Raw genomic sequence first — 23,559 nt, 5'->3', positions numbered from 1 at the left:
CACTGGGCATCGATTAGCAGTTAACTACTGCCGAGCTGAAGCTACTGGAGGTAAGCCGTTTGAGCGCAATATCAATCGCCTGATCATCGAACAGCTTGCTTTTACGAGCAGCAGCACCAGTTCCGCCATCCCAATGCCGCAACGCTTCGCGCACGGTAGGAACGGTTGGGGAAACTTCTTCCTGACTGAGCAACCAATCAACCGTTGCCAACAGCTCCATGCCGAACGGTGACTCAAAGCCATCGATCAGTTCGGCGGTCAGTTCCAGAGCTTGGGAATACTCCCTAGCTTCTGTTTTGAGATAGGTTTGCAGAAAAGCTTTACGGTCTTGGTCAAACCAGATCACATCACTGATATCTGCATCACTGATGCGTTTGTCGCAATGCAGATAGCTGCCGTCCAGATTGTCGAGCAGGTGTTCCAATCGGTTGGCATACGGCCCGTATTTATGGGCGACGAACTTGAGATCCAGCGGGTTTTTGGTGCCCGGCAGATTTTTAATGGCTCGCTCTAAGAACCAAGCCAGCTTCTGAATCTCAAGCAGGCTGCATTCCATACCTAAAACCCAGTAACGTCGAACCAGTTCGGCAATGAGTGCGCGAGCAGGCGTGAGCTTTTCCACTCCGCTACGTTTGGCGACATTCAGATACTGACTGGATGGCTCGAATACCAGCACATCGACGTCCAGATCACTCAAAGCATCAACGATCTGCTCACGAACTTCTGGCCATTTCAAGCCACCGTTCCCTGCACCTAGCGGAGGAACCGCCACGGACTTAACATGGTTTTCAATCAAAAAGCGACGTAGATCGTGTAAGCCTTCGGTTATCCACTGCATCTGCGAAGGGGATCGCCAGTGACGTTTGGTTGGGAAGTTTACGATCCAGCGAGGGCCTTCCAGCTCATTGACTGCGGTCACGTGAACTTTGCCTGTTTCTACCTCGCCAGCCTTGCAGGCAGCCGAATAGAGGCGGTAATTCTCCGCAAAGCGCTCTTTGAACATCAGGGCGATACCTTTGCCCATTACGCCTACGGTATTCACTGTATTGACGAGGGCTTCGGTTTTGGCTTCCAGAAGGTTGCCTTGAGTGAATCTGATCATTGGAAATACCATCCCGGACGCGCATGAACAGACAACGTCAGGCCTCTAGCGACCACGTCTTGCTCTATGCGTTCTTTCATTGCATCGGTGTAGCACATGATGCCAAGGAGTCCTGTAATCGGTAGGTGGTGGTGAATCAGCGCTTCGGCCTGATAGCGCTCCATCTTTCGAGGGTCATCAGGATCGCGTTTGAAGTCGCGCCGCTGAAGGATAGGCCAGTCGATCTCGCTGAGATGCGCCAGATCGCTGTAATAGTTTGTCCAATCCGGGTAGGCATGTGCGTTTGTGAAGACGAACGGTAGGCCAAGCTGTTCGACGCGGTGCAGGCTGGATACCAGAATCACAATCTCGTCATTGCTGCGCTGCTGAACGCTCCACCCGGAATGAATATTTTTCATCATCACAGAGAAGGGGGTGAAGTAGAAGGGCACGTAGTCAGCCAACACACCCATTGGAGCAATTGGTACATCGCGAGATCGGCGTTTATCGATCAAGTCAGCGTTACCAATATTTACATATTGCGGTGCTTGCACATCCGAACTGGCGCAATGCAGGCCGTTGTCCAGAATCCAAGGCAGGTTATCGCGGTGGACGATACGCCAAATCAGAGCCTTCTCTGGATTCAGACTGGTGTAGTTCATTGATAAAACATTCTCTGATTCGCGCCGGTGAGTACATTAACACCTGCCTCGCGCATTTTAGCCACGCAGAGCGCTTCGATCTCCTCGCTAGGCGTGAATATTTTGAAGAAAGCGTTTGGTTTCACAACGCCAGGCGCCAAACATTCCGCCATGCAGATGCTTTTGCAGTGCGCGTCGTGATACTCGCGACTGTTCATGACTTCCCAGTCGATGGCTTCGAAACCCTCGTCGTAATCGAGTAACTGGATTGAATCGTTTGCCAGAGGGTGGCGAGGAATGACTTTCCAACCGTTTTTTTGCGCCGTGGACCTGTATACGGAGATCAGGACGAATTTCACATCAGGGTTATTGCGTTGCACACTTCCGTCAAATGGATTTGCAGCGAACCAGTGAAAGGGCACATAGCTGTCAAGCTCAAGGGTTTTACGCTTCTTCAGAATCTCACTGTCAGCTACATCTTTGAAATCGGTGAGTTCAGCACGAGGCTTTAAGCCTGCCTGGAAAATGCCATCAAGGTTTTCAACCGAAGTGAGATGGTATAGAAGCTTTTGTTCCTTGATATTTCTGATGTCTGGCATTGTGGCCTCCTTGACCTGCACAACTATCTAAACCCGCTTTAGCCCTATCTCTTCTGCGCGTTAACAGCGACCTTCCAAGTCGGGCGTACTTCGTGATTCTAGTGTGCCATTATTTTGAGCCGAAAGTGTTGCAGAGGCGGTGGCAGGTTTGCCCAAAACCGATCTCTCACGTCGTCAAAATAATCACGATCCAGCGCCAGCAACCGTAACAGCCGCGATGTAACACCTACTTCATGATCCATCATCAGATGCACCAGTCGTGTGTCATCCACCAACACAATCCCCCTGTCCACCGATTTAGCTAAGTCAGCTGCGTGTGCCGTGAAACCTGGTACCCTCCAACCCCCGTTCGCGTGCCTCCAGCAAAAGCTGGAGCAGGGCTTGGTAGCGGGTGTTGTGGATGGTTTTCACTTGGGTGCGCCGTTTGATGGTCCGGAAATCTGAATAACCCGATTCGGGATTAGCCCAAAGCGATTTCTCTGTTCCGCTTTCAAGACGTGCATATCTCTGGACTTTGGCTGCCCGGCGCAGGCGTCTGACTTTTCACAAGCAAATAAAAAGCCGGCTTGTGGCCGGCTTCTCGGGGACGGTCTTGGTTTATTTTTGGTAAACCGCAATCGCCTTCAACAGGTGCAACCGCAAGGGATGCTAAATAGGTAACAAACCGAACGTGTCGTTCGCCTTGTGTGGCACGGGCCGCGCTGGGCGGTCTGTGCCGAATGGTGGCGTTAGGATACTGATGTTTTCCTCCGATGCCCAGTCTTGAAACACTTTCTCATACGTGGCTGTCCCGGTTTAGCGCAGCAGCATGGCGTTTCGGCGGCTGTTGAGGGTGGACCACCAGAATATCCAGCCCAGGATGCGGATGTTTTCCCGCTCGATTTCTTCGGCGCTGAAGAGTTCGTCGGGGTATTCGCTGTTGTTGTGGCTGCGCAGGCGCAGGCCGCCGTTGGGCAGGCGGTAGAGGTATCTGACGCGCAGGATGCCGCCATGTTCGAGGGCGTACATTTCGCCGTCGATGACCTGGGTCAGGTCGCGGTTGACGCCCAGCAGTGAGCCGTCCTGGATCTTGTCGGCCATGCTGTTGCCGATCATGGCGACGCACATGGTGTTCTTGGGGTCGATGTTCATGGTTTGCAGCACGTGCATGGGCAAACGTATTTTCTGACCGGGCGCTTCGGCCAGTACGGTCTTGCCAATGCTGTTGGTGGATTCGATTTCCTTGTAGATCTGAATTTCCACATCGCCGCGCAGCAGGCTTCTGCCCTGGTGAAGCGTAATCGGGGTGTCGCCGCCATTGTTCTCGTTGGCGGAGTCTGTCGGGTGCTTGGGGCCTTCGCCGGTGCGCAGCCAGCGGGCGTTGACGGTCAGTAGTTCAGCCACTTCTTCCAGCCGCGCCATGGGCACGCCGCGTTTGAACCAGTTGTTCACGTGCTGGGGCGTGACTTTGCGGTTGGCTGCAAAGTCCGTCGCAGAAAGATGGCACTCCCGCAGGAGGATGCGTAGTCGATCACCTGATGTATTCATGAGGCCGAGTTTACGGCGGTCGCGAATCCGTTTAAATGAACGGGGTGTTCAAATACTGCTGTTCCCTTATTGCTTACGGTTAGCGACCTACAGGTACAACAGTTGTTGCGTAGGCATGTTCCGCAATCCGTTTATTTTAAATAAACGCTACGTTCTGCTTTAAACCGATTGTGCGGCGCTCACGGTTTGTTTATCGCGTTTTACAATGAGGGATGTATTTTTATACGTTTGTTTATTGATGATGTTCTGGAGGGGGTGCGAGGCAGGAGCAGTGGGGAGGCGAGGGTTTTGCAGAGGGTGTTCGGAACACCCGGTCAGGTGTTCCGAAGCGGGGAAGCGGGTGATCAGCCTTTGTAGGCTTCAACCGATTTCAGGATCTCGGCGCGTGCTGCGTCAGCATTGCCCCAGCCTTCGATCTTCACCCATTTGCCTTTTTCGAGATCCTTGTAGTTCTCGAAGAAGTGCTTGATCTGTTCCAGCAGCAGGGCTGGCAGGTCGGTGTACTCTTTCACGTCGACGTACAGCTGGGACAGCTTGTCGTGTGGTACAGCGATAACCTTGGCATCGCCGCCGCCGTCGTCGGTCATGTTCAGGATGCCAACCGGGCGAGCGCGGATGACCGAACCTGGAGCAACCGGGTACGGGGTTACGACCAGCACGTCGAGGGGGTCACCGTCGTCAGCCAGGGTGTTAGGGATGAAACCGTAGTTGGCCGGGTAGAACATCGGGGTGGCCATGAAACGGTCAACGAACAGGCAATCGGATTCTTTGTCGATTTCGTATTTGATCGGCGCGTGGTTGGCCGGGATTTCGATAGCGACGTAGATGTCGTTCGGCAGGTCTTTACCAGCCGGAATCTTGCTGTAGCTCATTGGGTTTTGCCCCCGTAGTTGACCAGACAGATATTGGCATTAACGCCAAAAAGTGGGCCGGATTATAGGCATATTCTGTTGGCGTTGACACGCATCGCGTTGGATCAGTGCTGGCTTTGAGACGCGGTGTCGCCCTTTTGCAGGGCCTCCAGGCGTGCCAGGGTGTCCTGGCGGTAAAAGGCCTTCAGTTGCTCATAGACCTCGGGGTAGGTGTCGTGCAGCAGGTCGGGCGCGCTGAAAAAGTACTCGCTGGTCACGGCGAAGAATTCGGCAGGGTCTTCGGCGGCGTAAGGGTCGATGACCGTTTCGATGTCTGGATCGTTGTCCAGTTGCCGGTTGAGATCGTCGTAGGCGTTTTGCATGACGCTGGCCCACTCGCTGATGCGCATGTCTGCGTGCAGCGGCGGCAGGCCGTTGGCATCGCCATTGAGCATGTCGAGTTTGTGCGCCAGTTCGTGGATGACCAGGTTATAGGCATCCCAGTCGCCACTGGACAGCACGCCCGGCCATGCCAGAATCACCGGGCCTTGTTGCCAGGCCTCGCCGCTGTGTTCGCCATCCCATTCATGTTCGATGCCGCTGGCATCGCGATGGCGTTGTGGGCTGATGAAGTCGCCGGGGTACAGGACGATTTCATGAAAACCCTGATACCAGTTCAGGTCCTCGAGGTTGAGCAGCGGCAACTGGGCCTGGGCCGCAAGAAACAGCCGCTGTTCATCATCCAGTTCTACGCCGGGCAGGGCCGTCAGGTGTTTGGCTTGCAGGAACAGTACGCAGGCGTTGCGCAGGGCTTGATCCTGCGCGTCGCTCAAACCGTCCAGAATCGGCAGCCGCTGGCGCACCCGTGCCCACATTTCGGGGGCGACGGGGTTTTTGGCCAGCGTGCGCTGCCTGCGCCAGTTACTGAAAGACCACATGGCTCAGCGTGCGTCCGCCGAGCGGCCTGTGCGACTGCGGATCAGGCCGATGATCATGGGCAGCAGGGAAATCAGAATGATCACCAGCACCAGCAGTGTCAGGTTTTGCTTGATAAAAGGCACATTGCCGAAATAGACCCCCAGCGTGACCAGACTGCCGACCCACAGGATCGAGCCCAGCACGCTGAAGCCCAGGAAGCGCAGGTAGTTCATCCGGCCAACGCCCGCGACGAAGGGCGCGAAGGTACGAATGATCGGCAGGAAGCGCGCCAGTGTCACGGTCTTGCCGCCATGGCGTGCGTAGAACACCTGAGTGCGAATCAGGTAGTCGCGGCGGAAGACTTTCGAGTCCGGGTTGTTGAACAGCTTCTCTCCGGCGGTTCGCCCGATGATGTAGTTGGTGCTGTCGCCCAATATGGCTGCCAGCATCAGAAGCCCGCCCAGCAGAACCGGGTCCATGCCGCCACCGGCTGCTACTGCACCCGCGATGAACAGCAGCGAGTCGCCAGGCAGGAAGGGCATGATGACCAACCCTGTCTCACAGAAAATCACCAAGAACAGGATGGCGTAGATCCAGGTGCCGTAGTTGTCTACCAGCATGTCGAGATACACATCGAGGTGCAGGATGAAGTCTAGGGGGTTGAATTCCATTGGTATACCTGAGGCCAGACCCTTGGAACAGGGCACGTGCGGAAGAAACTACTGTGCGGTACGCGCGGCATTATAGAGGGATAAACAGGTGGGAGTGTTTTTCGCGACTGAAGTCCTACCTGAGTGAGGAGTGACTTCAGTCGCGAAGAAAAGACGCAGAGATCAGTTGATCGGCAATACGTAGTTCTTGAACTGGGTATCTTCCTTGAAACCAATGGACTCATAGACCTTGTGTGCCACTTCGTTGTCGCTGCTGGTGGACACACGCATGCGCACGGCATGGGTTTCCTTGGCCATCTGTTTGGCATGCTTCATCAGGTGGTCTGCGACCAGTTGGCGGCGGGAGTCTTCGGCGACGTAGATGTCGTTGAGAATCCACACGCGCTTGAGCGACAGCGACGAGAAGCTTGGGTAGAGCTGGCAGAAGCCCAGCACTTTAGTGTCGTCATCCTTGGCCAGTGCCAGATAGATCACGGACTCATCGCGGCGCAGACGCTTTTCCAGAAAGTCGCGTGACGAATCCGGGAAGGGCAACTCGCCATAAAATTCGCGATATTTGATGAACAGCGGGCAGAGCAGGTCCAGGTGTTCAAGAGTTGCTTTTATGATCCGCATGATTGGGCCTCAACTTCACTATGGGCGAATGCAGTGTGCTCGGGCGACGGTTCGATGCTGCCGACTGGCTTTAGAAAGCGCAATCTAAAGCGGCTCAACCGGGCCTGCGAGCAGGAAGTTACCCTTGTTATCGGCTGCGTTATCCGATTCCACAGTCTTCAATTCGGCTTCATCCTTGAGGTTCACCCCCGAAACCTGTCGCCGGCAGGCTTCACGCATCAGATAAAGCAAGCGATGAGCCGCCATTGCGTAACTCAGGCCCTCCAGTCTCACATTGGAGATGCAGTTTCGATGGGCGTCGTTCAGGCCAACCTTGGGCGCATAGGTAAAATATAGACCCAGACTGTCCGGGGAACTCAGGCCCGGGCGCTCGCCGATCAGGATCACCACCATCTTTGCGCCCAGTAGTTCACCGATTTCATCGGCGATGGCGACGCGGCCCTGCTCCACCAGAATCACGGGGGACAGCGTCCAGCCTTCGGCGGTGGCCTGTTCTTCCATGCGCGCCAGGAACGGGACGGTATGGCGATGAACGGCCAGTGATGACAGACCATCGGCAACCACGATGGCCAGATCGACGCCGCCGGGATGGGCGGCAGCGTAATCCTTCAACTGTTTGGCCGAGTCTTCGTCCAGGCGTCGTCCCAGGTCCGGGCGTTGCAGGTAGCTGTGGCGATCTGCGGCGGCGCTGTGCACCAGCAGCGTTTCACGGCCTTTTTCTGCCAGTTGGGCGCTCAGCCCTGCATGATCGAAGGGTAAGTGCACCGCGTCCCGGGCCTGGGCGTGGGCGAACTGGAAGTCCAGTTGTGCGTTGGTCGGCAGGCTGGTGCCGGTACGGCCCAGGGCAATGCGCGCCGGGGTCAGGCGGCGCAATTCCAGCCATGGGTTGGGAAGTGTGTCGTCGGTCATGGAAAGTTCACTCATGCCAGGTGCGCCAGAGCCTGGCGAAAGGCCGGTGGCAGGCTGTCGCCAAAGCGCACATGGCCATCGGCCTGGGTGAAGATGCCCATTTTTTCCAGCCAGGCCTCGTATTCGGGGGCAGGGCGTAAGCCCAGGCTCTGCCGCGCATAGAGCGCGTCATGGAAAGAGGTGGTCTGGTAATTGAGCATGATGTCGTCCGAGCCGGGGATGCCCATGATGAAGTTGATCCCCGCCACGCCCAGCAGGGTCAGCAAGGTGTCCATGTCGTCCTGATCGGCTTCGGCGTGGTTGGTGTAGCAGATATCGCAGCCCATGGGCACGCCCAGCAGCTTGCCGCAAAAGTGGTCTTCGAGCCCGGCGCGGATGATCTGTTTGCCGTTGTACAGGTATTCCGGGCCAATGAAGCCGACCACTGTGTTGACCAGAAACGGGTTGAAATGCCGGGCCACTGCGTAGGCGCGGGTTTCGCAGGTCTGTTGGTCCACGCCATGGTGAGCGTTGGCCGACAGCGCGCTGCCTTGACCGGTCTCGAAATACATCAGGTTCTGCCCGAGCGTTCCGCGATTGAGGCTCAGGCCTGCTTCGTAGCCTTCCTGCAGCAGCTTCAGGTTGATCCCGAAGCTGGCGTTGGCAGCCTCGGTGCCGGTGATGGATTGAAAAACCAGATCGACCGGTACGCCGCGATTGATCACTTCAATGGAAGTGGTGACGTGAGTCAGCACACAGGATTGAGTCGGGATCTCATAACGCTGAATGATCGCATCCAGCATTTCCAGCAGTGCGACGATGGACGAGGTGCTGTCGGTAGCCGGGTTGATGCCGATCATGGCATCGCCGTTGCCGTACAGCAGGCCGTCCAGCACGCTGGCCGCAATGCCCGATGGCTCGTCGGTCGGGTGATTGGGTTGCAGCCGCGTCGACAGGCGTCCGCGCAGGCCTACGGTGTTGCGAAAGCGTGTTACGACGCGAATCTTCTGCGCCACCAGCACCAGGTCCTGCACGCGCATGATTTTCGAGACGGCGGCGGCCATCTCCGGCGTCAGGCCGGGAGCCAGGGCGCGAAGGCTGGTTTCGTCGGCCTTGTCGCTGAGCAGCCAGTCACGAAAACCGCCCACGGTCAGGTGGCTGACGGTGGCAAAGGCCAGCTTGTCGTGGGTATCGATAATCAGGCGGGTGACTTCGTCTTGTTCGTAAGGGATCAGCGCTTCTTCAAGGAAGTGCTTGAGGGGAATATTGGCCAGCGCCATTTGTGCGGCGACTCGCTCACCATCGTTTTGCGCTGCAACCCCGGCCAGAAAATCGCCGGAGCGGGCTGGACTGGCTTTTGCCATCACGTCCTTGAGGCTGTCGAAACGGTACGTCAGCGCACCGATAGCCTGGGAAAAGCTTGCCATACAGATTCTCCATGACGTCCCGCCGTTGGCGTCGGACGTGGTCTTTCGGTCAAACCGGTGACGTTCCGGTTCAAGCGACTGTGGGAAGCGATGTAAGCAATTAATACTCCATAGTGAATGGAAGTGCGAATTTGTGGGGTGCCGGGGTGTGATTGAGCGGGCGTTGCCTTAACGCGGGGCGTGGGTTGCCCGGGATTGGTGCGTTGGCTTGTTCGCGGATGAATCCGCCCCACACGGATCGGTGGGAGCGAATTCATTCGCGAACAAAAGGCTCGTTAGAAGAACCCCAGCGGATGGGTGTCGTAGCTCACCAGCAGGTTCTTGGTCTGTTGGTAATGCTCCAGCGCCACTTTATGGGTTTCGCGACCTACGCCGGATTTCTTGTAACCACCGAACGCCGCATGCGCCGGATACAGGTGGTAGCAGTTGGTCCAGACGCGACCGGCCTTGATGGCACGACCGACGCGGTAAGCGCGGTTGATGTCGCGGGTCCATACCCCGGCACCCAGGCCGAACTCGGTGTCGTTGGCGATGGCCAGGGCTTCTGCTTCGTCCTTGAAGGTCGTGACGCTTACCACCGGGCCGAAGATCTCTTCCTGGAAGACGCGCATCTTGTTGTTGCCTTTGAGCAGCGTCGGCTGGATGTAGTAGCCGGTCGCCAGATCGCCTTCCAGTTTTTCCACCTTGCCGCCGGTCAGCAGCTCGGCGCCTTCGGACTGGGCAATTTCAAGGTACGAGAGGATCTTGTCGAACTGCTGCTGCGAGGCCTGCGCGCCGACCATGGTGTCGGTGTCCAGCGGGTCGCCGCGTTTGATCTTCAGGACCTTCTTCAGTACCGCTTCCATGAACTGTGGATAAATGGATTCCTGAACCAGCGCACGGGAAGGGCAGGTGCAGACTTCGCCCTGGTTGAAGAACGCCAGGACCACGCCTTCGGCGGCCTTTTCGATGAACTCCGGCTCGGCGCTCATGATGTCTTCAAAGAAGATGTTCGGCGACTTGCCGCCCAGCTCCACGGTGGACGGAATGATGTTGTCCGCCGCCAGTTTCATGATGTGCGAACCCACAGGTGTCGAGCCGGTAAAGGCGATCTTGGCGATGCGCTTGCTGCTGGCCAGCGCTTCACCGGCTTCGCGGCCATAACCCTGGACGATGTTCAGCACGCCGGGTGGCAGCAGGTCGCCGATCATTTCGACCAGCACGCTGATGCCCAGTGGCGTTTGCTCGGCGGGTTTGAGGACGACGCAGTTGCCGGCGGCCAGGGCTGGCGCGAGTTTCCAGGCGGCCATCAGGATCGGGAAGTTCCACGGGATGATCTGGCCGACCACACCCAGCGGCTCGTGGATGTGATACGCCACGGTATTGCCGTCGATTTCTGCCGCGCTGCCTTCCTGGGCTCGCAGGACGCCCGCGAAGTAACGGAAGTGGTCGACGGCCAGAGGGATGTCGGCGTTCAGGGTTTCACGAACCGCCTTGCCGTTGTCCCAGGTTTCGGTGATGGCCAGTTTTTCGAGGTTGGCTTCGATACGATCTGCAATTTTCAGCAGCGTCAGCGAACGCTCTTGCACTGAGGTCGTGCCCCAGCCTGGCGCGGCGGCGTGGGCGGCATCCAGCGCCTTGTCGATATCCTCGGCGGTGGAGCGGGGGAATTCTGCGATGGGTTTGCCGGTGATAGGTGAGGTGTTGGTGAAGTATTGGCCTTTGACCGGAGCGACGAACTCGCCGCCGATGTAGTTACCGTAGCGTTCCCTGAAGTTGATGAGAGCGCCTTCGGTACCGGGATGTGCGTAACGCATGGTGAAGTCTCCTGATTCTTGTTGTGGGGAATTCAGCGTGGTCAAACCTGTGGCAGAGAGTAGCCAAGAGTAGGCCATTTATACCCGGTTCGGGAATGAAATTCAGGCACGGGCTTTCGCACTACCGGACAAAGACTGGGTGCCATTTCAGCGGTCCTGAGCTACCCTGCGCGGATGTTATAAGAGGTCATCATGCATATTCATATCCTTGGTATCTGCGGCACGTTCATGGGCTCGCTGGCGGTACTCGCCAAAGAGCTGGGGCATCGCGTCACGGGCTCCGACGCCAACGTCTACCCGCCGATGAGCACCCAGCTGGAGGCTCAGGGCATCGAGTTGACTCAGGGCTATGATCCTGCCCAACTCGACCCGGCACCGGATCTGGTGGTGGTCGGCAATGCGCTGTCGCGTGGCAACCCTGCAGTCGAATATGTGCTGAATAAAGGTTTGCCTTATGTTTCCGGCCCGCAGTGGCTGGCCGACCATGTATTGCAGGGCCGCTGGGTGCTGGCCGTTGCCGGTACTCACGGCAAGACCACCACCAGCAGCATGCTGGCCTGGGTGCTTGAGCATGCGGGCATGAGTCCTGGCTTCCTGATCGGCGGCATTCCACAGAACTTCGCGGTGTCGGCGCGTCTGGGCGGCACGCCGTTTTTCGTGGTCGAAGCTGACGAATACGACAGCGCCTTTTTCGACAAACGCTCCAAGTTCGTCCATTACCGCCCGCGTACCGCGATCCTCAATAACCTTGAGTTCGATCACGCGGATATCTTCCCTGATCTGCCAGCCATCGAGCGACAGTTCCACCATCTGGTGCGCACCATCCCGAGCGAAGGGCTGGTCATTCACCCGACCACCGAGCCTGCCTTGCAGCGCGTCGTTGAAATGGGGTGCTGGACGCCAGTACAAACCACAGGCCAGAACGGCCAGTGGCAGGCGCGTCTGTTGAGTGAAGACGGCTCGCGTTTTGAAGTGCTGTTCGAGGGGCAGTTGCAAGGTGTGGTCGAGTGGGACATGACCGGGCAGCACAACGTGGCCAATGCCCTGGCGACCCTGGCGGCAGCGCGACACGTCGGTGTGGTGCCTGCGCAGGGCGTCGAGGCGCTGAGTGCTTTCAAGAGCGTGAAACGCCGCATGGAGAAAGTCGCAGAGGTTCGCGGCATCACTATCTATGACGACTTCGCTCACCACCCGACGGCCATCGCCACCACCCTCGATGGCCTGCGCAAGAAAGTCGCCGATGCGCCGGTGATCGCCATTATCGAACCGCGCTCCAACTCCATGAAGCTTGGCGCGCACCGCGATGGTCTGCCGGAAAGCGTGCAGCAGGCCGATCAGGTGGTCTGGTATGCACCGGCCAATCTGGGCTGGGATCTGGCCGCGACCGCTGCGCAATGTTCGGTGCCTTCGATCGTCAGCGATTCCCTTGAGGGGATCATCGAGCGAGTCAAAAGCCAGGCTCAGCCAGGGACCCATGTGGTGATCATGAGCAACGGCGGCTTTGGCGGCCTGCACGGCAAACTGGCCGAGGCGCTGAAATGAGCGGCCCCGAGCGTATTACGCTGGCCATGACCGGTGCCTCGGGCGCCCAGTACGGCTTGCGCCTGCTGGATTGCCTGGTGCGTGAAGACCGGGAAGTCCACTTCCTGATCTCCAAGGCCGCGCAACTGGTGATGGCGACTGAAACCGACGTGAGACTGCCGCCCAAGCCCGCAATGATGCAGGCGTTTCTGACTGAGTACACCGGCGCGACGGCCGGACAGATTCGCGTCTATGGTCGCGATGACTGGATGTCGCCGGTGGCCTCGGGCTCGGGCTCGCCCAGTGCCATGGTGGTGGTGCCGTGTTCAACGGGGTCTTTGTCGGCCATTGCCAGCGGTGCTTGCAACAACCTGATCGAGCGTGCAGCGGATGTCACTTTGAAGGAGCGCCGCCAGTTGATTCTGGTGCCGCGTGAAGCACCCTTCTCCAGCATTCATCTGGAGAACATGCTCAAACTGTCGAACATGGGGGCGGTGATCCTGCCTGCCTCTCCGGGCTTCTATCATCAACCGCAGACCATCGACGATCTGGTGGATTTCGTGGTTGCACGGATCCTCAACCTGTTGAACATCCCTCAGGACATGCTGCCGCGTTGGGGTGAGCATCATATGGGGAGTGATGAATAAGCTCCTGCTGATCGCCGTCGCGCTGCTCATGACGGGCTGCGCCACGGTCAGGACGCTGGATGCGGCCCAGCCGGGCGCGCCTGTCGTGTATGCCGGTACACGACTTGATCTGTATGCGATGCAAGGCGGTTGCTGCGAGAAGGACCGCTTCGGCGCCGAAGCGCCCGAGTACCCGGCCCTGGATTTACCCGCCAGCGCATTGCTCGATACCCTGTTGTTGCCGTTGTCTCTGCTGACTGCGCTGGGGGTTGGCTATCAGGCCCAGGGAGGGCTCTGATTTTTCGCGAATGACCCCTGTGGGAGCGAATTCATTCGCGAACAACTTCGTCACTTCCCCAACTTGCGCAACTCATCCGACTCAACAATCCGCACACCATCCTGCTCTTCCAGAGCCAGCCGCCACATGGCGCGAGCCAGGCTGCAGGCTTCGATAGCGCCGTATTTGCCGGGCAGCAGTTTGGCAATCGGTGCGGCGAGCTGTTCGGCCCAGCGGGTTTCCGTGCGGTTGCCTACCAGCAGGGCCGGACGGGCGATGGTCAGTTGCGGCCAGTCCTGCGCTCGCAGGGCTTCTTCCATTTCACCCTTGGTGCGGTTGTAGAACACGCTGGACCGGGCATCGGCGCCAATGGCGCTGATCACCAGAAAATGCCGCGCACCCAGTGCGCGGGCACGTTCACCCACGGCCAGTACCATATTCAGGTCGATGGCGCGGAAGGCCTCTTGCGAGCCTGCCTGTTTGATGGTGGTGCCCAGGCAGCAGAACGCGATATCCACTTTGCCGCCGAGGGTGGGTAAAAGACTGTGCAGTTCGCCCACCGGGTTTTCCAGGCGGGAGTGGGCGGCCAATGGGCGACGGGTAGGTGCCAGCACGCGGCTGACGGTAGGTTCGTTGAGCAGACGATCCAGCAAGTGTTCGCCTGTGAGTCCGGTTGCCCCTGCAAGCAGGATGTGTTGCGGCGTCAAGTACATAGTGTTTCTCCCTTGATACTGAATAGCCTAGCGGCTAGTGGAGGTCTTCGCTTCCTTGCGATTCAACGTCGTATTCAGCGCTCGTTCTGCCTGATTCTTGCGTAAGAGTTGCCAGCGGGCAATGACGCCCTTGGGGGCCCATATCTGCGGTTCTGAAGCCTCGAAATCATCTTCGATTTCACGTTGTGCGACATACGCTTTTGCATCGTTGAAAGCTTGTTGCAGGTCATCGGTTTCGACCAGTGCCCTGGCAAATAGTGCATCACCGAAATAGGTGAAGTCAGCTTCCTCCGAACAGCCGAACGATACACGGTCCGCTCGCGAAGCTGTCATGACCAGGGTTCGTTCGTCCTTGAGGTCCGGGATGAACCCACCTGAATAGCAGGAAGAAATCACGATGACCTTGTCGCGGTCTTTCAGCGGTGCCAGTGCGGCGGCCAGTGCATCGGCAGGCAAATCCGCCAGTGACAGACGCGGCTGATCGAGCACCAGTTCATGATCCTGAGTCCCATGGCTGGTCAGGTAAATGAACACCAGGTCTTCCGGACCGCTGCGTTGCGCCAGGGTCTGGGCAGCGCGGCTGATGGATTCGCGGGTCGCCAGTGGACGGTCGATCATGTGGTCGCGATGATTGACCAGGCTGATTTGCCCTGAAGCGCCAAACCGCGACGCCAACAGGTTGTTGACGTAATCGGCCTCGCGCATGAACACGCTCTGCTTGCCGTCACCGGCCACCACCAGGCTGTACAGTTCCAGGCCGGGTGTCGAGGCGGGTACGGCGGCCAGTGCTTTATCCAGCAACGGGCCCTGGGCGAGCAGACCAGCTTCCAGTGGATCGGGCAGCAACTTGCCCTGGGCGTCACGAATCCGCTGACCGTTGGCCCAGACTCCGCGCAGTTCGGTACCGTCGGCGGACGTCAGCACGCCGGGGCCTTGGTAGGTGTCATTGGCGAACTGGCCGACGTAGTGGCTGCCATCAGCCAGTTGCAGATGGCCTTCGCCGGAAAACTGCCAATTGTTGAAGTGGCCTTTGTAGCGGCTGCCGTCCGATCCGATCAGTTCGCCCTGGCCGGTCAGCGCTCCTTCCTTGAACTGGCCGTTCCAGACATCGCCGTCGCTGTTCTCGTAGCGGCCATCGCCGTCGAGCAGGTTGTTGCGAAAGCCGCCGATGTAGTGATCGCCATCGGCACTTGCGAAGCTGCCGTTACCCTGGAGCTGACCGTTGACGAACGGGCCGCTGAACTGATTGCCGCTGGCATCGGTGCGCACGCCTTCGCCGTTGGGTTTGCCCTGGGCGAACTGGCCCTGGAACTGGCTGCCGTCTTCCAGCTCCAGACGTCCAGGTCCATCGTATTGACCGGCCTTGAAATGACCTCGGTAGAGCGTGCCCTTTTCCTGCCAGGTGCCTTCGCCATCCCGACGGCCGAGCTTGAAGCTGCCGACGTAAGTCCCGCCAGCGCTGGTCAGCTTGCCCTGACCCTGAAACAGGCCGTGCTCGAACTGACCTGTGTAAATGTCGCCGTTGCTGGCATGCCATTCGCCACGGCCGTGGCGCAGACCATTCTCGAACTGGCCGGCGTACCAACTGCCATTGGGATAGTCGATACGGCCTTCGCCCTGTAAGCGGCCATTGACCAGATCGCCACGGTAGCGTCCGCCATCGGGCAGCAGGCCATCGGGAGGCAACAGGGATTCGCTGTCGCCGCAGCCAGCGATCAGGAGGGTCAGAGCCAGAGGAGCAAGCGCGCGCATTTAAGATCCCAAGAGAGTTGGTCCGTGACTCTGCTTGAGCAGATGTTCGTGTCACACTGGTGGGAGTATGCCGCAGCGAGTAATAGGGGTGAAACAGTCTGTTACGACTGTTTCATGTTTCAGCGGGATTACACAAAGCACAGGGTCAAAGGCTCTGCAACAAAGGCCGGCTTTTCCTGCCCATCGATCTCCATGGTGGCCGTGGCCTTGAGCAGCCATTGCCCCGGTTTTTTCTCCGTGGCGTCAGTGAGTTCCACTTTCAGGCGCACCCGTGAGTCGACCTTCACCGGCTGAACGAAACGCACGCTGTCCAGGCCATAGTTGACCACCATCTTCAGGCCTTCGGGCACCACCAGCAGGTCGCCCATCAGTTTGGGGATCAGCGATAGCGATAGCAGGCCGTGGGCGATGGTGCCGCCAAAAGGAGTTTGCGCTGCCTTGACCGGATCGACATGAATGAACTGGAAGTCGCCGGTGGCTTCAGCGAACAGATTGATGCGTTCCTGGTCGATGGTCAGCCATTCGGAACGTCCCAGTTCCTTGCCGATGTAGTTCTTGAGCTCTGTAGCAGGTACAAAAGGCATGTCATTCTCCTTGATCTTTCGGTTTTATACCTTGGTGCCCATACCCGTGAGGGATATTGCCTGTCGGGCGAGTGACAAGATCAGCAGAGGGTTGCCGGTTGGTCAAGTGACTCCTTGCAGGCGAATACCTGTCCATAGCGTTGAACGCAGCGTGTTTATAATGGCGCCGTGAATTCACTGGGTTCATTTATCTATTGGAGTTCCCATGCTGTTACGGGGTCTGACATGGCTGGTGCTGTTCCAACTGCTGGGGACGGCGCTCAATCATCTGTTCTTGTCGATACTGCCGGGGCCGATCATCGGGCTGGTCTTCATGATCGTGTACCTGATCTGGCGCGGTGAAGTGAGCGAGCCCATCAGCGTCGCAGCCAGCAGCCTGTTGCGTTACCTGCCGCTGCTGCTGGTGCCGCCTGCGGTGGGCGTGATGGTTTATGCCTCGGCCATTGCCGAAGACTTCTGGGCCATCTTCGGCACCCTCTTTTTGTCGCTGATCATCTCGCTGACCTTTGTCGGCTGGCTGATGCAGAAACTCATCGAGCGTCAGTCGCGCCGTCAGGAGCAGCCATGAACCTGGATTGGCACGGGGCCTGGATGTCGGTGATTCATCACCCTCTGTTCGGCATCGCTATCACGTTGGGCGCTTATCAGCTGGCGATGGCTGCTTATGAGAAAACCCGCTGGCTGTTTCTGCAGCCGGTGCTGGTTTCGATGGTGGTTGTGATCGGCATCCTGTTCAGTTGCGGCCTGGATTACACCGAATACCGCAAAAGCACCGAGATCCTGGGCATTCTCCTTGGGCCTGCCACGGTGGCGCTGGCAGTGCCGCTTTATCTGAATCTACGGCGGATTCGTCAGTTGTTGTGGCCAACCTTAACTACGCTGGTGATTGGTGGTGTTTTTGCCACCGGCCTGTGCCTGTCCCTGGGTTGGTTGCTGGGCGCCGATCACATGATCCTGATGACCATGGCGCCCAAGTCGGTTACGTCTCCGATTGCGATGCTGGTGGCCGAGCAGATCGGTGGCGTTGCGGCGCTGGCGGCGGTGTTCGTCTTGATTACCGGTGTGTTCGGTGCCATTTTCGGACCGGGCCTGCTGTCACTGGCGCGGGTGCACAATCATGCGGCTCGCGGCATGGCGCTGGGTCTTACCGCTCATGCGGTGGGAACCTCGCTGGCCTTGCAGGAAGGAGAAGAGGCGGGCGCTTTTGCTGCTCTGGCAATGAGCCTGATGGGTGTTGCAACTGCATTGTTTCTGCCGTTGGCCGTGTCTTTGGCTGTTTAAGGGTACTTATTTATGACGTTGCCGCTGTTTCCACTCAATGCTGTGCTGTTCCCCGGTTGCGTGCTCGACCTGCAGTTGTTCGAGGCGCGCTATCTGGACATGGTTAGCCGCTGCATGAAACAGGGAGAGGGCTTCGGCGTGGTGTGCATCACCCATGGCAGCGAAGTCGGCCTGGCCCCTGAAGGTTATTCGCTGATCGGTTGTGAAGCGCTGGTCACCGATTTCCAGCAGCAGGAAAACGGCCTGCTGGGGATTCGTGTCGTCGGTGGGCGGCGTTTCCGGGTGACCGACGCCACTGTGCAGCGTGACCAGTCGTTGCTGGCCGAAATCCAGTGGCTGGACGAGCAACAGGAGCGGCCGTTGCAGGAAGAGGACGCCGATCTGGTCGCCTTGCTCGAAGCCTTGGGCGAGCACCCGATGGTCGCGTCCCTGAACATGGGGCTTGAGGCCAGCGGTCAGCAATCACTGGCCAACCAACTGGCCTACCTGCTGCCCTTCACCGAGCAGGACAAGATCGAACTCCTGGAAATCGACGACCCCGAAGAGCGCCTGGATGCGATCCAGGAACTGCTCGACGAGATGCAAGGCGATTTACAGGCCTGATGTTGTGGGAGCGAATTCATTCGCGAAAGCCACTCCCTCAATACTGATACCGCAATGTTGCATGGGCCAATGCATTGACTGCAAACAGGCCCAGCAGACCGGTGATGGCCGGTACGATCAGCCACCATACTTTTGCCGACATCGCTGGCAACGGCGTCTGATGCTGGATCAGGGTCAGGCTTGCGGCGCAGATACAGAACGCCAGCATCATCCCGGCCAGGATATCCGTTGGCCAGTGGACACCCAGATAAACCCGTGACAAGGCAATCGCCAGCGCCGGAACGCCGCCCAGCAGCAGCCAGGTCAGGCGCAGTCTGACGGGCTGCCCGCGTCCGGCCAGCACCGCCAGAGTCATGAACAGTGCAAATGCCGCCGAACTGTGTCCGCTGGGCATGCTGTAGGTGGTCAGCGGGTCGAGCAAAACCTCAGGCCGGGCGCGGCCAAAGAATGCCTTGAGCGTGCCGTTCGCCACGGCTGTGCCCAGTGTGGTGGCGAGTGCGAAGGCTGCATGGCGCCATTGCCGGGCGATCAGCAGGACAATGATCAGCAGCGCCGCAGCCAGCAGTTGTGCCTTGAAGTCGCCAATGCTGGTGACCAGCAGGACGATATTCTGTGCGGTCGCGCTGCGATGTTCCTGGACCAGCGTCATCAGGCCCTGGTCGAAATGGTTCAGGTACGGCCAGCCGATCAGCAAGGCCGCCAGCATCACCACGCTCAGACCTGCAATCACCTTGGTCGCATGACGCTGTTTGCGCATGCTGGCCTGGATGCTCAGCCCGAACAGGATGGCCAGGCCTGCACCGACGAAGGCCGCTTCGCTCCAGAACCCTTCAGGCAAAGGCAGGCGAATGGCGGCGCCCGCAGCCCAGCCCGGCATCAGGTAAACGATCGACCAGCCGGCGGCGGCGATGATGCTGACAATGGCAAAGCGCGGGAAGGGCATGTCGAACATGCCGGCAATCATCGGCAGCATCGGGCGCAGCGGGCCGATGAAGCGGCCCACCAGCAGGCTCGCGATGCCATAGCGATGGAAATAGGTTTCTGCACCCGTCAGCCATTCCGGGTGCTGACGCAGGCCCGGCAACTGGCGGATATTCTGATGGAAGTGCTTGCCGATGAAGTACGACACCGCATCCCCCAGCAGGCCGCCCAGAAAGCCCAGCAGCAGGACTTCGCTCAACGACAGAATGCCGCTGCCTGCCAGGGCCGCGATGGCGAACATTAGAACGGTGCCTGGCACGACGATCCCGGCAATGGCGACACATTCGATGAATGCCACCACGAATATCGCTATCGCCACCCAGGACGGGTTAGCAGTCAACCAGCCGGTAATGCCATCGAGCAGTTCGCCCATGGATCAGTTTCCTTGAGGGATTAGAAAATAGTCGCGGCCTTCGACCTGACCGCGACGTAGTGGGTTCCGCGTGCAGAAGCGGGCGTATTCGGCATCGACGAAGCGGTACATCAAGTGCTCGTCGCGGCCATGGGGAATCCCCAGACGTGTTGTTTGAACGATGAGTTTCGGTGTCGGGCCAACGTCTTCGACCAGCAGCTTTTGCGGATCGAAGCGCTTGGCGTCCCACACAGGTACTTTCAGGCCCAGCGCTTTGCACAGCAAGGTCTGGCCCGCACACAGACGCTCCTGCGGGCGAATGGTCCCGCTGGCATCCGGGTTGTTGAGTTGCATCTGTGCCAGGGCATTGGCATCGCTGAGTTCATCGACCCAGGCAAAACCGGACTTGATCAGCACCGCATTGCCCGGTCCGTGGGCGCTGAAATTCAGCGAGTCCCCGCCACGGGCGTAATACATGTAGATGTGCCCACCGTCCAGAAACAGCGCCTTGCGTTTTTCGGTGTAGCCCAGCGAAGCGTGGCTGCCCTTGTCGGCGCAGTAATAGGCTTCAGTCTCAATGATCCGCGCTGCCAGCCATAGCTCACCGACCTTGTGCCGGATGACCTTGCCCAGCAGGTCGCGGGCCAGGACCTGGGCATCTCGGTTGAAAAAGCTGTCGGCAAGAGCAACGGGCATAGGCGGACACAGGAAGTGAGAGGGCGCAAATCATAGCAAGCGCTGTCTTAAAAGCACCTTAATGTCATTTGGCTGCCAACTTTGTTGTTTCTGGACATGACAAAAATACAGGCTCACTCGCAATCTTTCATCCTGAGAGGCACTGTGCTGGCGAAATGGGCGCTGCATGGTCATTTTTTGCACTGTTATCGACCATCCGCTTGTCTGCGCTGTCGTTCGGGCGGCGCGACAGCTATAATCGGCCGCTTTCTTCTCTGCCAAGACCTCTGAGACCATGACTGAGTCCGTTCTTGACTACATGACCCGCCTGGGTCGCGCCGCCCGCGAAGCTTCGCGAGTGATCGGTCGTGCCAGCACCGCGCAGAAAAACCGCGCCCTGCAGGCCATTGCCGCCGCTCTGGACGAAGCCCGTACCGAGCTGTCCGCCGCCAATGAGCTTGACCTGAACGCAGGTCGCACCAATGGCCTGGCCCCCGCCATGCTCGAACGCCTGGCCCTGACCCCCGCACGTATCGACAGCATGATCGTCGGGTTGCGTCAGGTTGCCAGTCTGCCCGACCCGGTAGGTGCAATCCGCGACATGAGCTACCGGCCTTCAGGTATTCAGGTCGGCAAGATGCGCGTGCCGCTGGGCGTGGTCGGGATCATCTATGAGTCGCGCCCGAACGTGACCATCGATGCCGCAAGCCTGTGCCTCAAGTCCGGGAACGCCACTATCCTGCGCGGCGGCTCCGAAGCCATTCATTCCAACCGTGCGGTGGCTGCCTGCATCCAGCGCGGTCTGGCCGAGTCCGGGTTGCCTTCCGGTGTGGTACAGGTTGTCGAAACCACCGATCGCGATGCCGTGGGCGCGCTGATCACCATGCCTGAATACGTGGACGTCATCGTTCCGCGTGGCGGCAAGGGGCTGGTGGAGCGGGTCAGCCGTGATGCCCGGGTGCCGGTCATCAAGCATCTGGACGGCATCTGCCACGTGTATGTCAGCGCTTACGCCGATTTGCCCAAGGCCCAGAACATCGCCTTCAATGCCAAGACCTACCGTTACGGTATCTGTGGTTCGATGGAAACCCTGCTGGTGGATCAGGCCGTGGCGGCCGAGTTCCTGCCTGCAATGGCCGCCCGCTTTCATGAAAAGGGCGTCGAGTTGCGTGGCTGCGAGCGTACCCGCGAGCTGATCGACGCGATTCCTGCGACCGAAGAAGACTGGCACACCGAGTACCTGGCGGCGATCCTGTCGATTCGTGTAGTGACCGGGCTGGATGAAGCCATCGAGCACATCAATCACTATGGCTCGCATCACAGCGACGCCATCGTTTCCGAGCAGCAGGGCCAGATTCGCCGCTTCATGGCGGAAGTCGACTCCAGCTCGGTGATGATCAATGCCCCGACCTGCTTTGCCGATGGCTTCGAGTACGGTCTGGGTGCCGAGATCGGCATTTCTACTGATAAGCTGCACGCCCGTGGCCCTGTCGGCCTGGAAGGCCTGACCTGCGAGAAGTACATCGTGGTCGGTGACGGTCAATTGCGCGGCCAGGAGCCAGCCTGACTTGAGCGAGCCCGTAGCAGCCTTGCCCAGACGTATCGGCATGCTGGGGGGAACGTTCGACCCGGTACATATAGGTCATTTGCGCGGCGCACTGGAAGTGGCCGAGCTGCTTGAACTCGATGAGTTGCGCCTGACGCCCAGCGCCAGGCCTCCCCATCGCGACATGCCCAGCGTGACTGCGCAGGACCGTCTGGCGATGGTTCAGTGTGCGGTGGCTGGTGTGTCACCCTTGACGGTGGATGACCGTGAGCTGAAACGGGATAAACCGTCGTACACCATCGACACCCTGGAATCGATGCGGGCCGAACTGGCCGCAGAGGACCAGTTGTTTCTGTTATTGGGCTGGGATGCCTTTTGCGGGCTGCCCACCTGGTATCGGTGGGAAGAACTGCTGGAGCACTGCCATATCGTGGTGCTGCAACGCCCGGACGCGGACAGCGAGTCGCCGGATGCCATGCGCAACCTGCTGGCGGCACGCTCGGTCAGCGACCCCAAGGCCCTGAAAGGGCCGGGCGGACACATTACATTCGTCTGGCAGACGCCGTTATCGGTGTCTGCCACCCAGATCCGTCAACTGCTGGCCAGCGGTAAGTCGGTACGTTTTCTGGTGCCAGACGCGGTACTGGCCTATATCGATGTGCACGGACTGTACTGTGCGCCGAAAACTGATGGATCGCCCTGAAGCTGCTTTTATAGATAAGCGTTTGGGCGTTTCCACACATATGAGTTGAATGAGTTTTTTATGACAAAGCAGAAAATGAGTAGTGAAGAAGTCGTGGCATTGGCAACGGCTGCACTGGAAGACGTCAAAGGGTCGGACATCCTGGCGCTCGACGTGCGTGACAAGACCAGCATCGCCGATTACATGCTGATCTGCACCGGTACCTCCAACCGCCAGCTCAACGCGCTGGTCGATAACGTTCGCGAGAAGGTCAAGGCTGCCGGCCTGATGCCGCTGAGCGAAGAAGGCAAGGGCGACAGCGACTGGGTTCTGCTGGACCTGGGCGATGTCGTGGTTCATGTAATGACCGCTGCTGCACGCCAGTTCTACGACCTGGAGCGTCTGTGGCAAGGCGCAGAGCAGAGCCGCGCTGCCAGCGCTGCGCACCACACTCCGGGCCACGAATAAGGCATCGTTGTGCGTCTGCGTCTGATCGCCGTTGGTTCGCGTATGCCCAAGTGGGTGGAAGAGGGGTGGCATGAGTACGCCAAGCGTCTTCCTTCCGAACTTGCGCTTGAACTCGTGGAAATTCCGCTCAATACCCGCGGCAAGAATGCCGACGTGGCACGCCTGATCCGTCAGGAAGGCGAAGCCATGCTGGCCAAGGTGCAACCGGGTGAGCGGATCGTCACGCTTGAAGTGCAGGGCAAGCCCTGGAGCACCGAACAACTGGCGAGCGAGCTTGATCGCTGGCGTCTGGACTCGCGCACGGTAAACCTCATGGTCGGAGGGCCGGAAGGCCTTGCACCCGAGGTTTGCGCGCGCAGCGAGCAGCGCTGGTCGCTGTCACCACTGACCTTGCCGCACCCGCTGGTGCGGATCCTGATCGGTGAGCAGATCTATCGCGCCTGGACAGTTCTGTCCGGGCACCCTTATCACAAGTAGCCTTGTC

26 protein-coding genes are annotated in these 23,559 nt (G+C 58.8%); 10 read left to right on the top strand and 16 right to left on the bottom strand.

Going from position 1 to position 23,559, the window contains the following annotated elements; genetic code table 11:
- Nucleotides 1–13 precede the first annotated feature (13 nt).
- The 11 genes from CKW23_RS14845 to CKW23_RS14785 form a co-directional block, all read right to left on the bottom strand.
- Nucleotides 14–1,102 (bottom strand): macro domain-containing protein, encoded by a 1,089-nt coding sequence (locus tag CKW23_RS14845; protein WP_025261998.1) that lies wholly within the window; start codon nt 1,100–1,102, stop codon nt 14–16.
- Complete coding sequence (locus CKW23_RS14840; RefSeq protein ID WP_025261997.1) at nt 1,099–1,743, bottom strand: DUF4433 domain-containing protein; 645 nt, start codon at nt 1,741–1,743, stop codon at nt 1,099–1,101. Before CKW23_RS14840 ends, CKW23_RS14845 begins: the two co-directional genes overlap by 4 nt.
- Nucleotides 1,740–2,321 carry a DarT ssDNA thymidine ADP-ribosyltransferase family protein gene (locus CKW23_RS14835; RefSeq protein WP_025261996.1) on the bottom strand — a complete coding sequence of 194 codons (582 nt, stop codon included), beginning with the start codon at nt 2,319–2,321 and terminating at the stop codon, nt 1,740–1,742. The genes CKW23_RS14840 and CKW23_RS14835 overlap by 4 nt, the downstream gene beginning before the upstream one ends.
- Before the next feature lie 795 nt (nt 2,322–3,116).
- Nucleotides 3,117–3,848 carry an XRE family transcriptional regulator gene (locus tag CKW23_RS14820; RefSeq protein ID WP_025261995.1) on the bottom strand — a complete coding sequence of 244 codons (732 nt, stop codon included), beginning with the start codon at nt 3,846–3,848 and terminating at the stop codon, nt 3,117–3,119.
- Between the two features lie 344 nt (nt 3,849–4,192).
- Nucleotides 4,193–4,720: an inorganic diphosphatase gene (gene ppa, locus CKW23_RS14815; RefSeq protein ID WP_025261994.1), complete on the bottom strand. Its 528-nt coding sequence runs from the start codon at nt 4,718–4,720 to the stop codon at nt 4,193–4,195.
- A gap of 104 nt (nt 4,721–4,824) precedes the next feature.
- Entirely contained in the window at nt 4,825–5,637 is an 813-nt protein-coding gene (locus tag CKW23_RS14810) for a zinc-dependent peptidase (RefSeq protein ID WP_025261993.1), read from the bottom strand.
- A gap of 3 nt (nt 5,638–5,640) precedes the next feature.
- A complete protein-coding gene (locus tag CKW23_RS14805) occupies nt 5,641–6,288 on the bottom strand; it encodes a DedA family protein (RefSeq protein WP_025261992.1) in 648 nt (215 codons plus the stop codon).
- A 162-nt stretch (nt 6,289–6,450) separates the two neighbouring features.
- Complete coding sequence (locus CKW23_RS14800; protein WP_025261991.1) at nt 6,451–6,903, bottom strand: GNAT family N-acetyltransferase; 453 nt, start codon at nt 6,901–6,903, stop codon at nt 6,451–6,453.
- A gap of 84 nt (nt 6,904–6,987) precedes the next feature.
- On the bottom strand, nt 6,988–7,827 hold the full coding sequence (gene eutC / locus CKW23_RS14795; RefSeq protein ID WP_025261990.1) for an ethanolamine ammonia-lyase subunit EutC: 840 nt from the start codon (nt 7,825–7,827) through the stop codon (nt 6,988–6,990).
- Nucleotides 7,824–9,218, bottom strand: coding sequence for an ethanolamine ammonia-lyase subunit EutB (locus CKW23_RS14790; RefSeq protein WP_025261989.1), 1,395 nt, complete (start codon nt 9,216–9,218; stop codon nt 7,824–7,826). Before CKW23_RS14790 ends, eutC begins: the two co-directional genes overlap by 4 nt.
- Nucleotides 9,219–9,493: 275 nt before the next feature.
- The gene (locus CKW23_RS14785) at nt 9,494–11,014 is read right to left on the bottom strand and encodes an aldehyde dehydrogenase family protein (RefSeq protein ID WP_025261988.1); all 1,521 of its coding nucleotides are present in this window, start codon (nt 11,012–11,014) and stop codon (nt 9,494–9,496) included.
- A gap of 192 nt (nt 11,015–11,206) precedes the next feature.
- On the opposite strand from CKW23_RS14785, the gene mpl reads away from it, so the two are divergent.
- Genes mpl through CKW23_RS14770 form a run of 3 tightly spaced genes read left to right on the top strand, consistent with a single transcriptional unit; the run spans nt 11,207 to nt 13,459 of the window.
- Nucleotides 11,207–12,556, top strand: a complete 1,350-nt coding sequence (mpl, locus tag CKW23_RS14780) for a UDP-N-acetylmuramate:L-alanyl-gamma-D-glutamyl-meso-diaminopimelate ligase (RefSeq protein ID WP_095067790.1) — start codon at nt 11,207–11,209, stop codon at nt 12,554–12,556.
- The gene (ubiX, locus tag CKW23_RS14775) at nt 12,553–13,182 is read left to right on the top strand and encodes a flavin prenyltransferase UbiX (RefSeq protein WP_025261986.1); all 630 of its coding nucleotides are present in this window, start codon (nt 12,553–12,555) and stop codon (nt 13,180–13,182) included. Before mpl ends, ubiX begins: the two co-directional genes overlap by 4 nt.
- Nucleotides 13,175–13,459 carry a YceK/YidQ family lipoprotein gene (locus CKW23_RS14770; RefSeq protein WP_025261985.1) on the top strand — a complete coding sequence of 95 codons (285 nt, stop codon included), beginning with the start codon at nt 13,175–13,177 and terminating at the stop codon, nt 13,457–13,459. The genes ubiX and CKW23_RS14770 overlap by 8 nt, the downstream gene beginning before the upstream one ends.
- Before the next feature lie 50 nt (nt 13,460–13,509).
- Here the strand turns inward: CKW23_RS14770 and CKW23_RS14765 are convergent, their stop codons facing one another.
- The 3 genes from CKW23_RS14765 to CKW23_RS14755 all read right to left on the bottom strand — a co-directional run bounded on the left by CKW23_RS14765 (nt 13,510) and on the right by CKW23_RS14755 (nt 16,487).
- A complete protein-coding gene (locus CKW23_RS14765) occupies nt 13,510–14,151 on the bottom strand; it encodes an oxidoreductase (protein WP_025261984.1) in 642 nt (213 codons plus the stop codon).
- 27 nt (nt 14,152–14,178) lie between these two features.
- Nucleotides 14,179–15,903: a C13 family peptidase gene (locus CKW23_RS14760; RefSeq protein WP_025261983.1), complete on the bottom strand. Its 1,725-nt coding sequence runs from the start codon at nt 15,901–15,903 to the stop codon at nt 14,179–14,181.
- 128 nt (nt 15,904–16,031) lie between these two features.
- Entirely contained in the window at nt 16,032–16,487 is a 456-nt protein-coding gene (locus CKW23_RS14755) for a MaoC family dehydratase (protein ID WP_025261982.1), read from the bottom strand.
- A 205-nt stretch (nt 16,488–16,692) separates the two neighbouring features.
- Between CKW23_RS14755 and CKW23_RS14750 the strand changes: the two genes are divergently transcribed.
- The 3 genes from CKW23_RS14750 to CKW23_RS14740 are packed head-to-tail and all read left to right on the top strand — an operon-like array spanning nt 16,693 to nt 18,371.
- Entirely contained in the window at nt 16,693–17,055 is a 363-nt protein-coding gene (locus CKW23_RS14750; RefSeq protein WP_025261981.1) for a CidA/LrgA family protein, read from the top strand.
- On the top strand, nt 17,052–17,768 hold the full coding sequence (locus CKW23_RS14745; RefSeq protein ID WP_025261980.1) for an LrgB family protein: 717 nt from the start codon (nt 17,052–17,054) through the stop codon (nt 17,766–17,768). The genes CKW23_RS14750 and CKW23_RS14745 overlap by 4 nt, the downstream gene beginning before the upstream one ends.
- A 12-nt stretch (nt 17,769–17,780) precedes the next feature.
- Nucleotides 17,781–18,371, top strand: a complete 591-nt coding sequence (locus CKW23_RS14740; RefSeq protein ID WP_025261979.1) for an LON peptidase substrate-binding domain-containing protein — start codon at nt 17,781–17,783, stop codon at nt 18,369–18,371.
- A 37-nt stretch (nt 18,372–18,408) separates the two neighbouring features.
- Here the strand turns inward: CKW23_RS14740 and CKW23_RS14735 are convergent, their stop codons facing one another.
- Nucleotides 18,409–19,725 (bottom strand): bifunctional DedA family/phosphatase PAP2 family protein, encoded by a 1,317-nt coding sequence (locus CKW23_RS14735; protein ID WP_025261978.1) that lies wholly within the window; start codon nt 19,723–19,725, stop codon nt 18,409–18,411.
- A gap of 3 nt (nt 19,726–19,728) precedes the next feature.
- Nucleotides 19,729–20,400, bottom strand: a complete 672-nt coding sequence (locus CKW23_RS14730; protein ID WP_025261977.1) for a DNA-3-methyladenine glycosylase — start codon at nt 20,398–20,400, stop codon at nt 19,729–19,731.
- Nucleotides 20,401–20,674: 274 nt separating this feature from the next.
- On the opposite strand from CKW23_RS14730, the gene CKW23_RS14725 reads away from it, so the two are divergent.
- The 4 genes from CKW23_RS14725 to rlmH are packed head-to-tail and all read left to right on the top strand — an operon-like array spanning nt 20,675 to nt 23,552.
- On the top strand, nt 20,675–21,946 hold the full coding sequence (locus tag CKW23_RS14725) for a glutamate-5-semialdehyde dehydrogenase (RefSeq protein WP_095067789.1): 1,272 nt from the start codon (nt 20,675–20,677) through the stop codon (nt 21,944–21,946).
- 22 nt (nt 21,947–21,968) lie between these two features.
- The gene (gene nadD, locus CKW23_RS14720; RefSeq protein WP_162883684.1) at nt 21,969–22,628 is read left to right on the top strand and encodes a nicotinate-nucleotide adenylyltransferase; all 660 of its coding nucleotides are present in this window, start codon (nt 21,969–21,971) and stop codon (nt 22,626–22,628) included.
- A 60-nt stretch (nt 22,629–22,688) separates the two neighbouring features.
- Complete coding sequence (rsfS, locus tag CKW23_RS14715; protein WP_025261973.1) at nt 22,689–23,075, top strand: ribosome silencing factor; 387 nt, start codon at nt 22,689–22,691, stop codon at nt 23,073–23,075.
- A gap of 9 nt (nt 23,076–23,084) precedes the next feature.
- Nucleotides 23,085–23,552: a 23S rRNA (pseudouridine(1915)-N(3))-methyltransferase RlmH gene (rlmH, locus tag CKW23_RS14710; protein WP_025261972.1), complete on the top strand. Its 468-nt coding sequence runs from the start codon at nt 23,085–23,087 to the stop codon at nt 23,550–23,552.
- Nucleotides 23,553–23,559 lie beyond the last annotated feature (7 nt).

The organism is Pseudomonas sp. Irchel 3A18, from assembly GCF_900187465.1.
GTDB classification, from domain to species: Bacteria; Pseudomonadota; Gammaproteobacteria; order Pseudomonadales; family Pseudomonadaceae; genus Aquipseudomonas; species Aquipseudomonas cichorii.
This window is presented reverse-complemented; position numbering and strand designations above follow the sequence as displayed.

What these genes read in the sequence shown, in the direction of transcription:
- CKW23_RS14845 (WP_025261998.1), bottom strand. Translation starts at nt 1,102, where the DNA reads ATGATCAGATTCACTCAAGGCAACCTTCTGGAAGCCAAAACCGAAGCC.
- CKW23_RS14840 (WP_025261997.1), bottom strand. Translation starts at nt 1,743, where the DNA reads ATGAACTACACCAGTCTGAATCCAGAGAAGGCTCTGATTTGGCGTATC.
- CKW23_RS14835 (WP_025261996.1), bottom strand. Translation starts at nt 2,321, where the DNA reads ATGCCAGACATCAGAAATATCAAGGAACAAAAGCTTCTATACCATCTC.
- CKW23_RS14820 (WP_025261995.1), bottom strand. Translation starts at nt 3,848, where the DNA reads ATGAATACATCAGGTGATCGACTACGCATCCTCCTGCGGGAGTGCCAT.
- ppa (WP_025261994.1), bottom strand. Translation starts at nt 4,720, where the DNA reads ATGAGCTACAGCAAGATTCCGGCTGGTAAAGACCTGCCGAACGACATC.
- CKW23_RS14810 (WP_025261993.1), bottom strand. Translation starts at nt 5,637, where the DNA reads ATGTGGTCTTTCAGTAACTGGCGCAGGCAGCGCACGCTGGCCAAAAAC.
- CKW23_RS14805 (WP_025261992.1), bottom strand. Translation starts at nt 6,288, where the DNA reads ATGGAATTCAACCCCCTAGACTTCATCCTGCACCTCGATGTGTATCTC.
- CKW23_RS14800 (WP_025261991.1), bottom strand. Translation starts at nt 6,903, where the DNA reads ATGCGGATCATAAAAGCAACTCTTGAACACCTGGACCTGCTCTGCCCG.
- eutC (WP_025261990.1), bottom strand. Translation starts at nt 7,827, where the DNA reads ATGAGTGAACTTTCCATGACCGACGACACACTTCCCAACCCATGGCTG.
- CKW23_RS14790 (WP_025261989.1), bottom strand. Translation starts at nt 9,218, where the DNA reads ATGGCAAGCTTTTCCCAGGCTATCGGTGCGCTGACGTACCGTTTCGAC.
- CKW23_RS14785 (WP_025261988.1), bottom strand. Translation starts at nt 11,014, where the DNA reads ATGCGTTACGCACATCCCGGTACCGAAGGCGCTCTCATCAACTTCAGG.
- mpl (WP_095067790.1), top strand. Translation starts at nt 11,207, where the DNA reads ATGCATATTCATATCCTTGGTATCTGCGGCACGTTCATGGGCTCGCTG.
- ubiX (WP_025261986.1), top strand. Translation starts at nt 12,553, where the DNA reads ATGAGCGGCCCCGAGCGTATTACGCTGGCCATGACCGGTGCCTCGGGC.
- CKW23_RS14770 (WP_025261985.1), top strand. Translation starts at nt 13,175, where the DNA reads ATGAATAAGCTCCTGCTGATCGCCGTCGCGCTGCTCATGACGGGCTGC.
- CKW23_RS14765 (WP_025261984.1), bottom strand. Translation starts at nt 14,151, where the DNA reads ATGTACTTGACGCCGCAACACATCCTGCTTGCAGGGGCAACCGGACTC.
- CKW23_RS14760 (WP_025261983.1), bottom strand. Translation starts at nt 15,903, where the DNA reads ATGCGCGCGCTTGCTCCTCTGGCTCTGACCCTCCTGATCGCTGGCTGC.
- CKW23_RS14755 (WP_025261982.1), bottom strand. Translation starts at nt 16,487, where the DNA reads ATGCCTTTTGTACCTGCTACAGAGCTCAAGAACTACATCGGCAAGGAA.
- CKW23_RS14750 (WP_025261981.1), top strand. Translation starts at nt 16,693, where the DNA reads ATGCTGTTACGGGGTCTGACATGGCTGGTGCTGTTCCAACTGCTGGGG.
- CKW23_RS14745 (WP_025261980.1), top strand. Translation starts at nt 17,052, where the DNA reads ATGAACCTGGATTGGCACGGGGCCTGGATGTCGGTGATTCATCACCCT.
- CKW23_RS14740 (WP_025261979.1), top strand. Translation starts at nt 17,781, where the DNA reads ATGACGTTGCCGCTGTTTCCACTCAATGCTGTGCTGTTCCCCGGTTGC.
- CKW23_RS14735 (WP_025261978.1), bottom strand. Translation starts at nt 19,725, where the DNA reads ATGGGCGAACTGCTCGATGGCATTACCGGCTGGTTGACTGCTAACCCG.
- CKW23_RS14730 (WP_025261977.1), bottom strand. Translation starts at nt 20,400, where the DNA reads ATGCCCGTTGCTCTTGCCGACAGCTTTTTCAACCGAGATGCCCAGGTC.
- CKW23_RS14725 (WP_095067789.1), top strand. Translation starts at nt 20,675, where the DNA reads ATGACTGAGTCCGTTCTTGACTACATGACCCGCCTGGGTCGCGCCGCC.
- rsfS (WP_025261973.1), top strand. Translation starts at nt 22,689, where the DNA reads ATGACAAAGCAGAAAATGAGTAGTGAAGAAGTCGTGGCATTGGCAACG.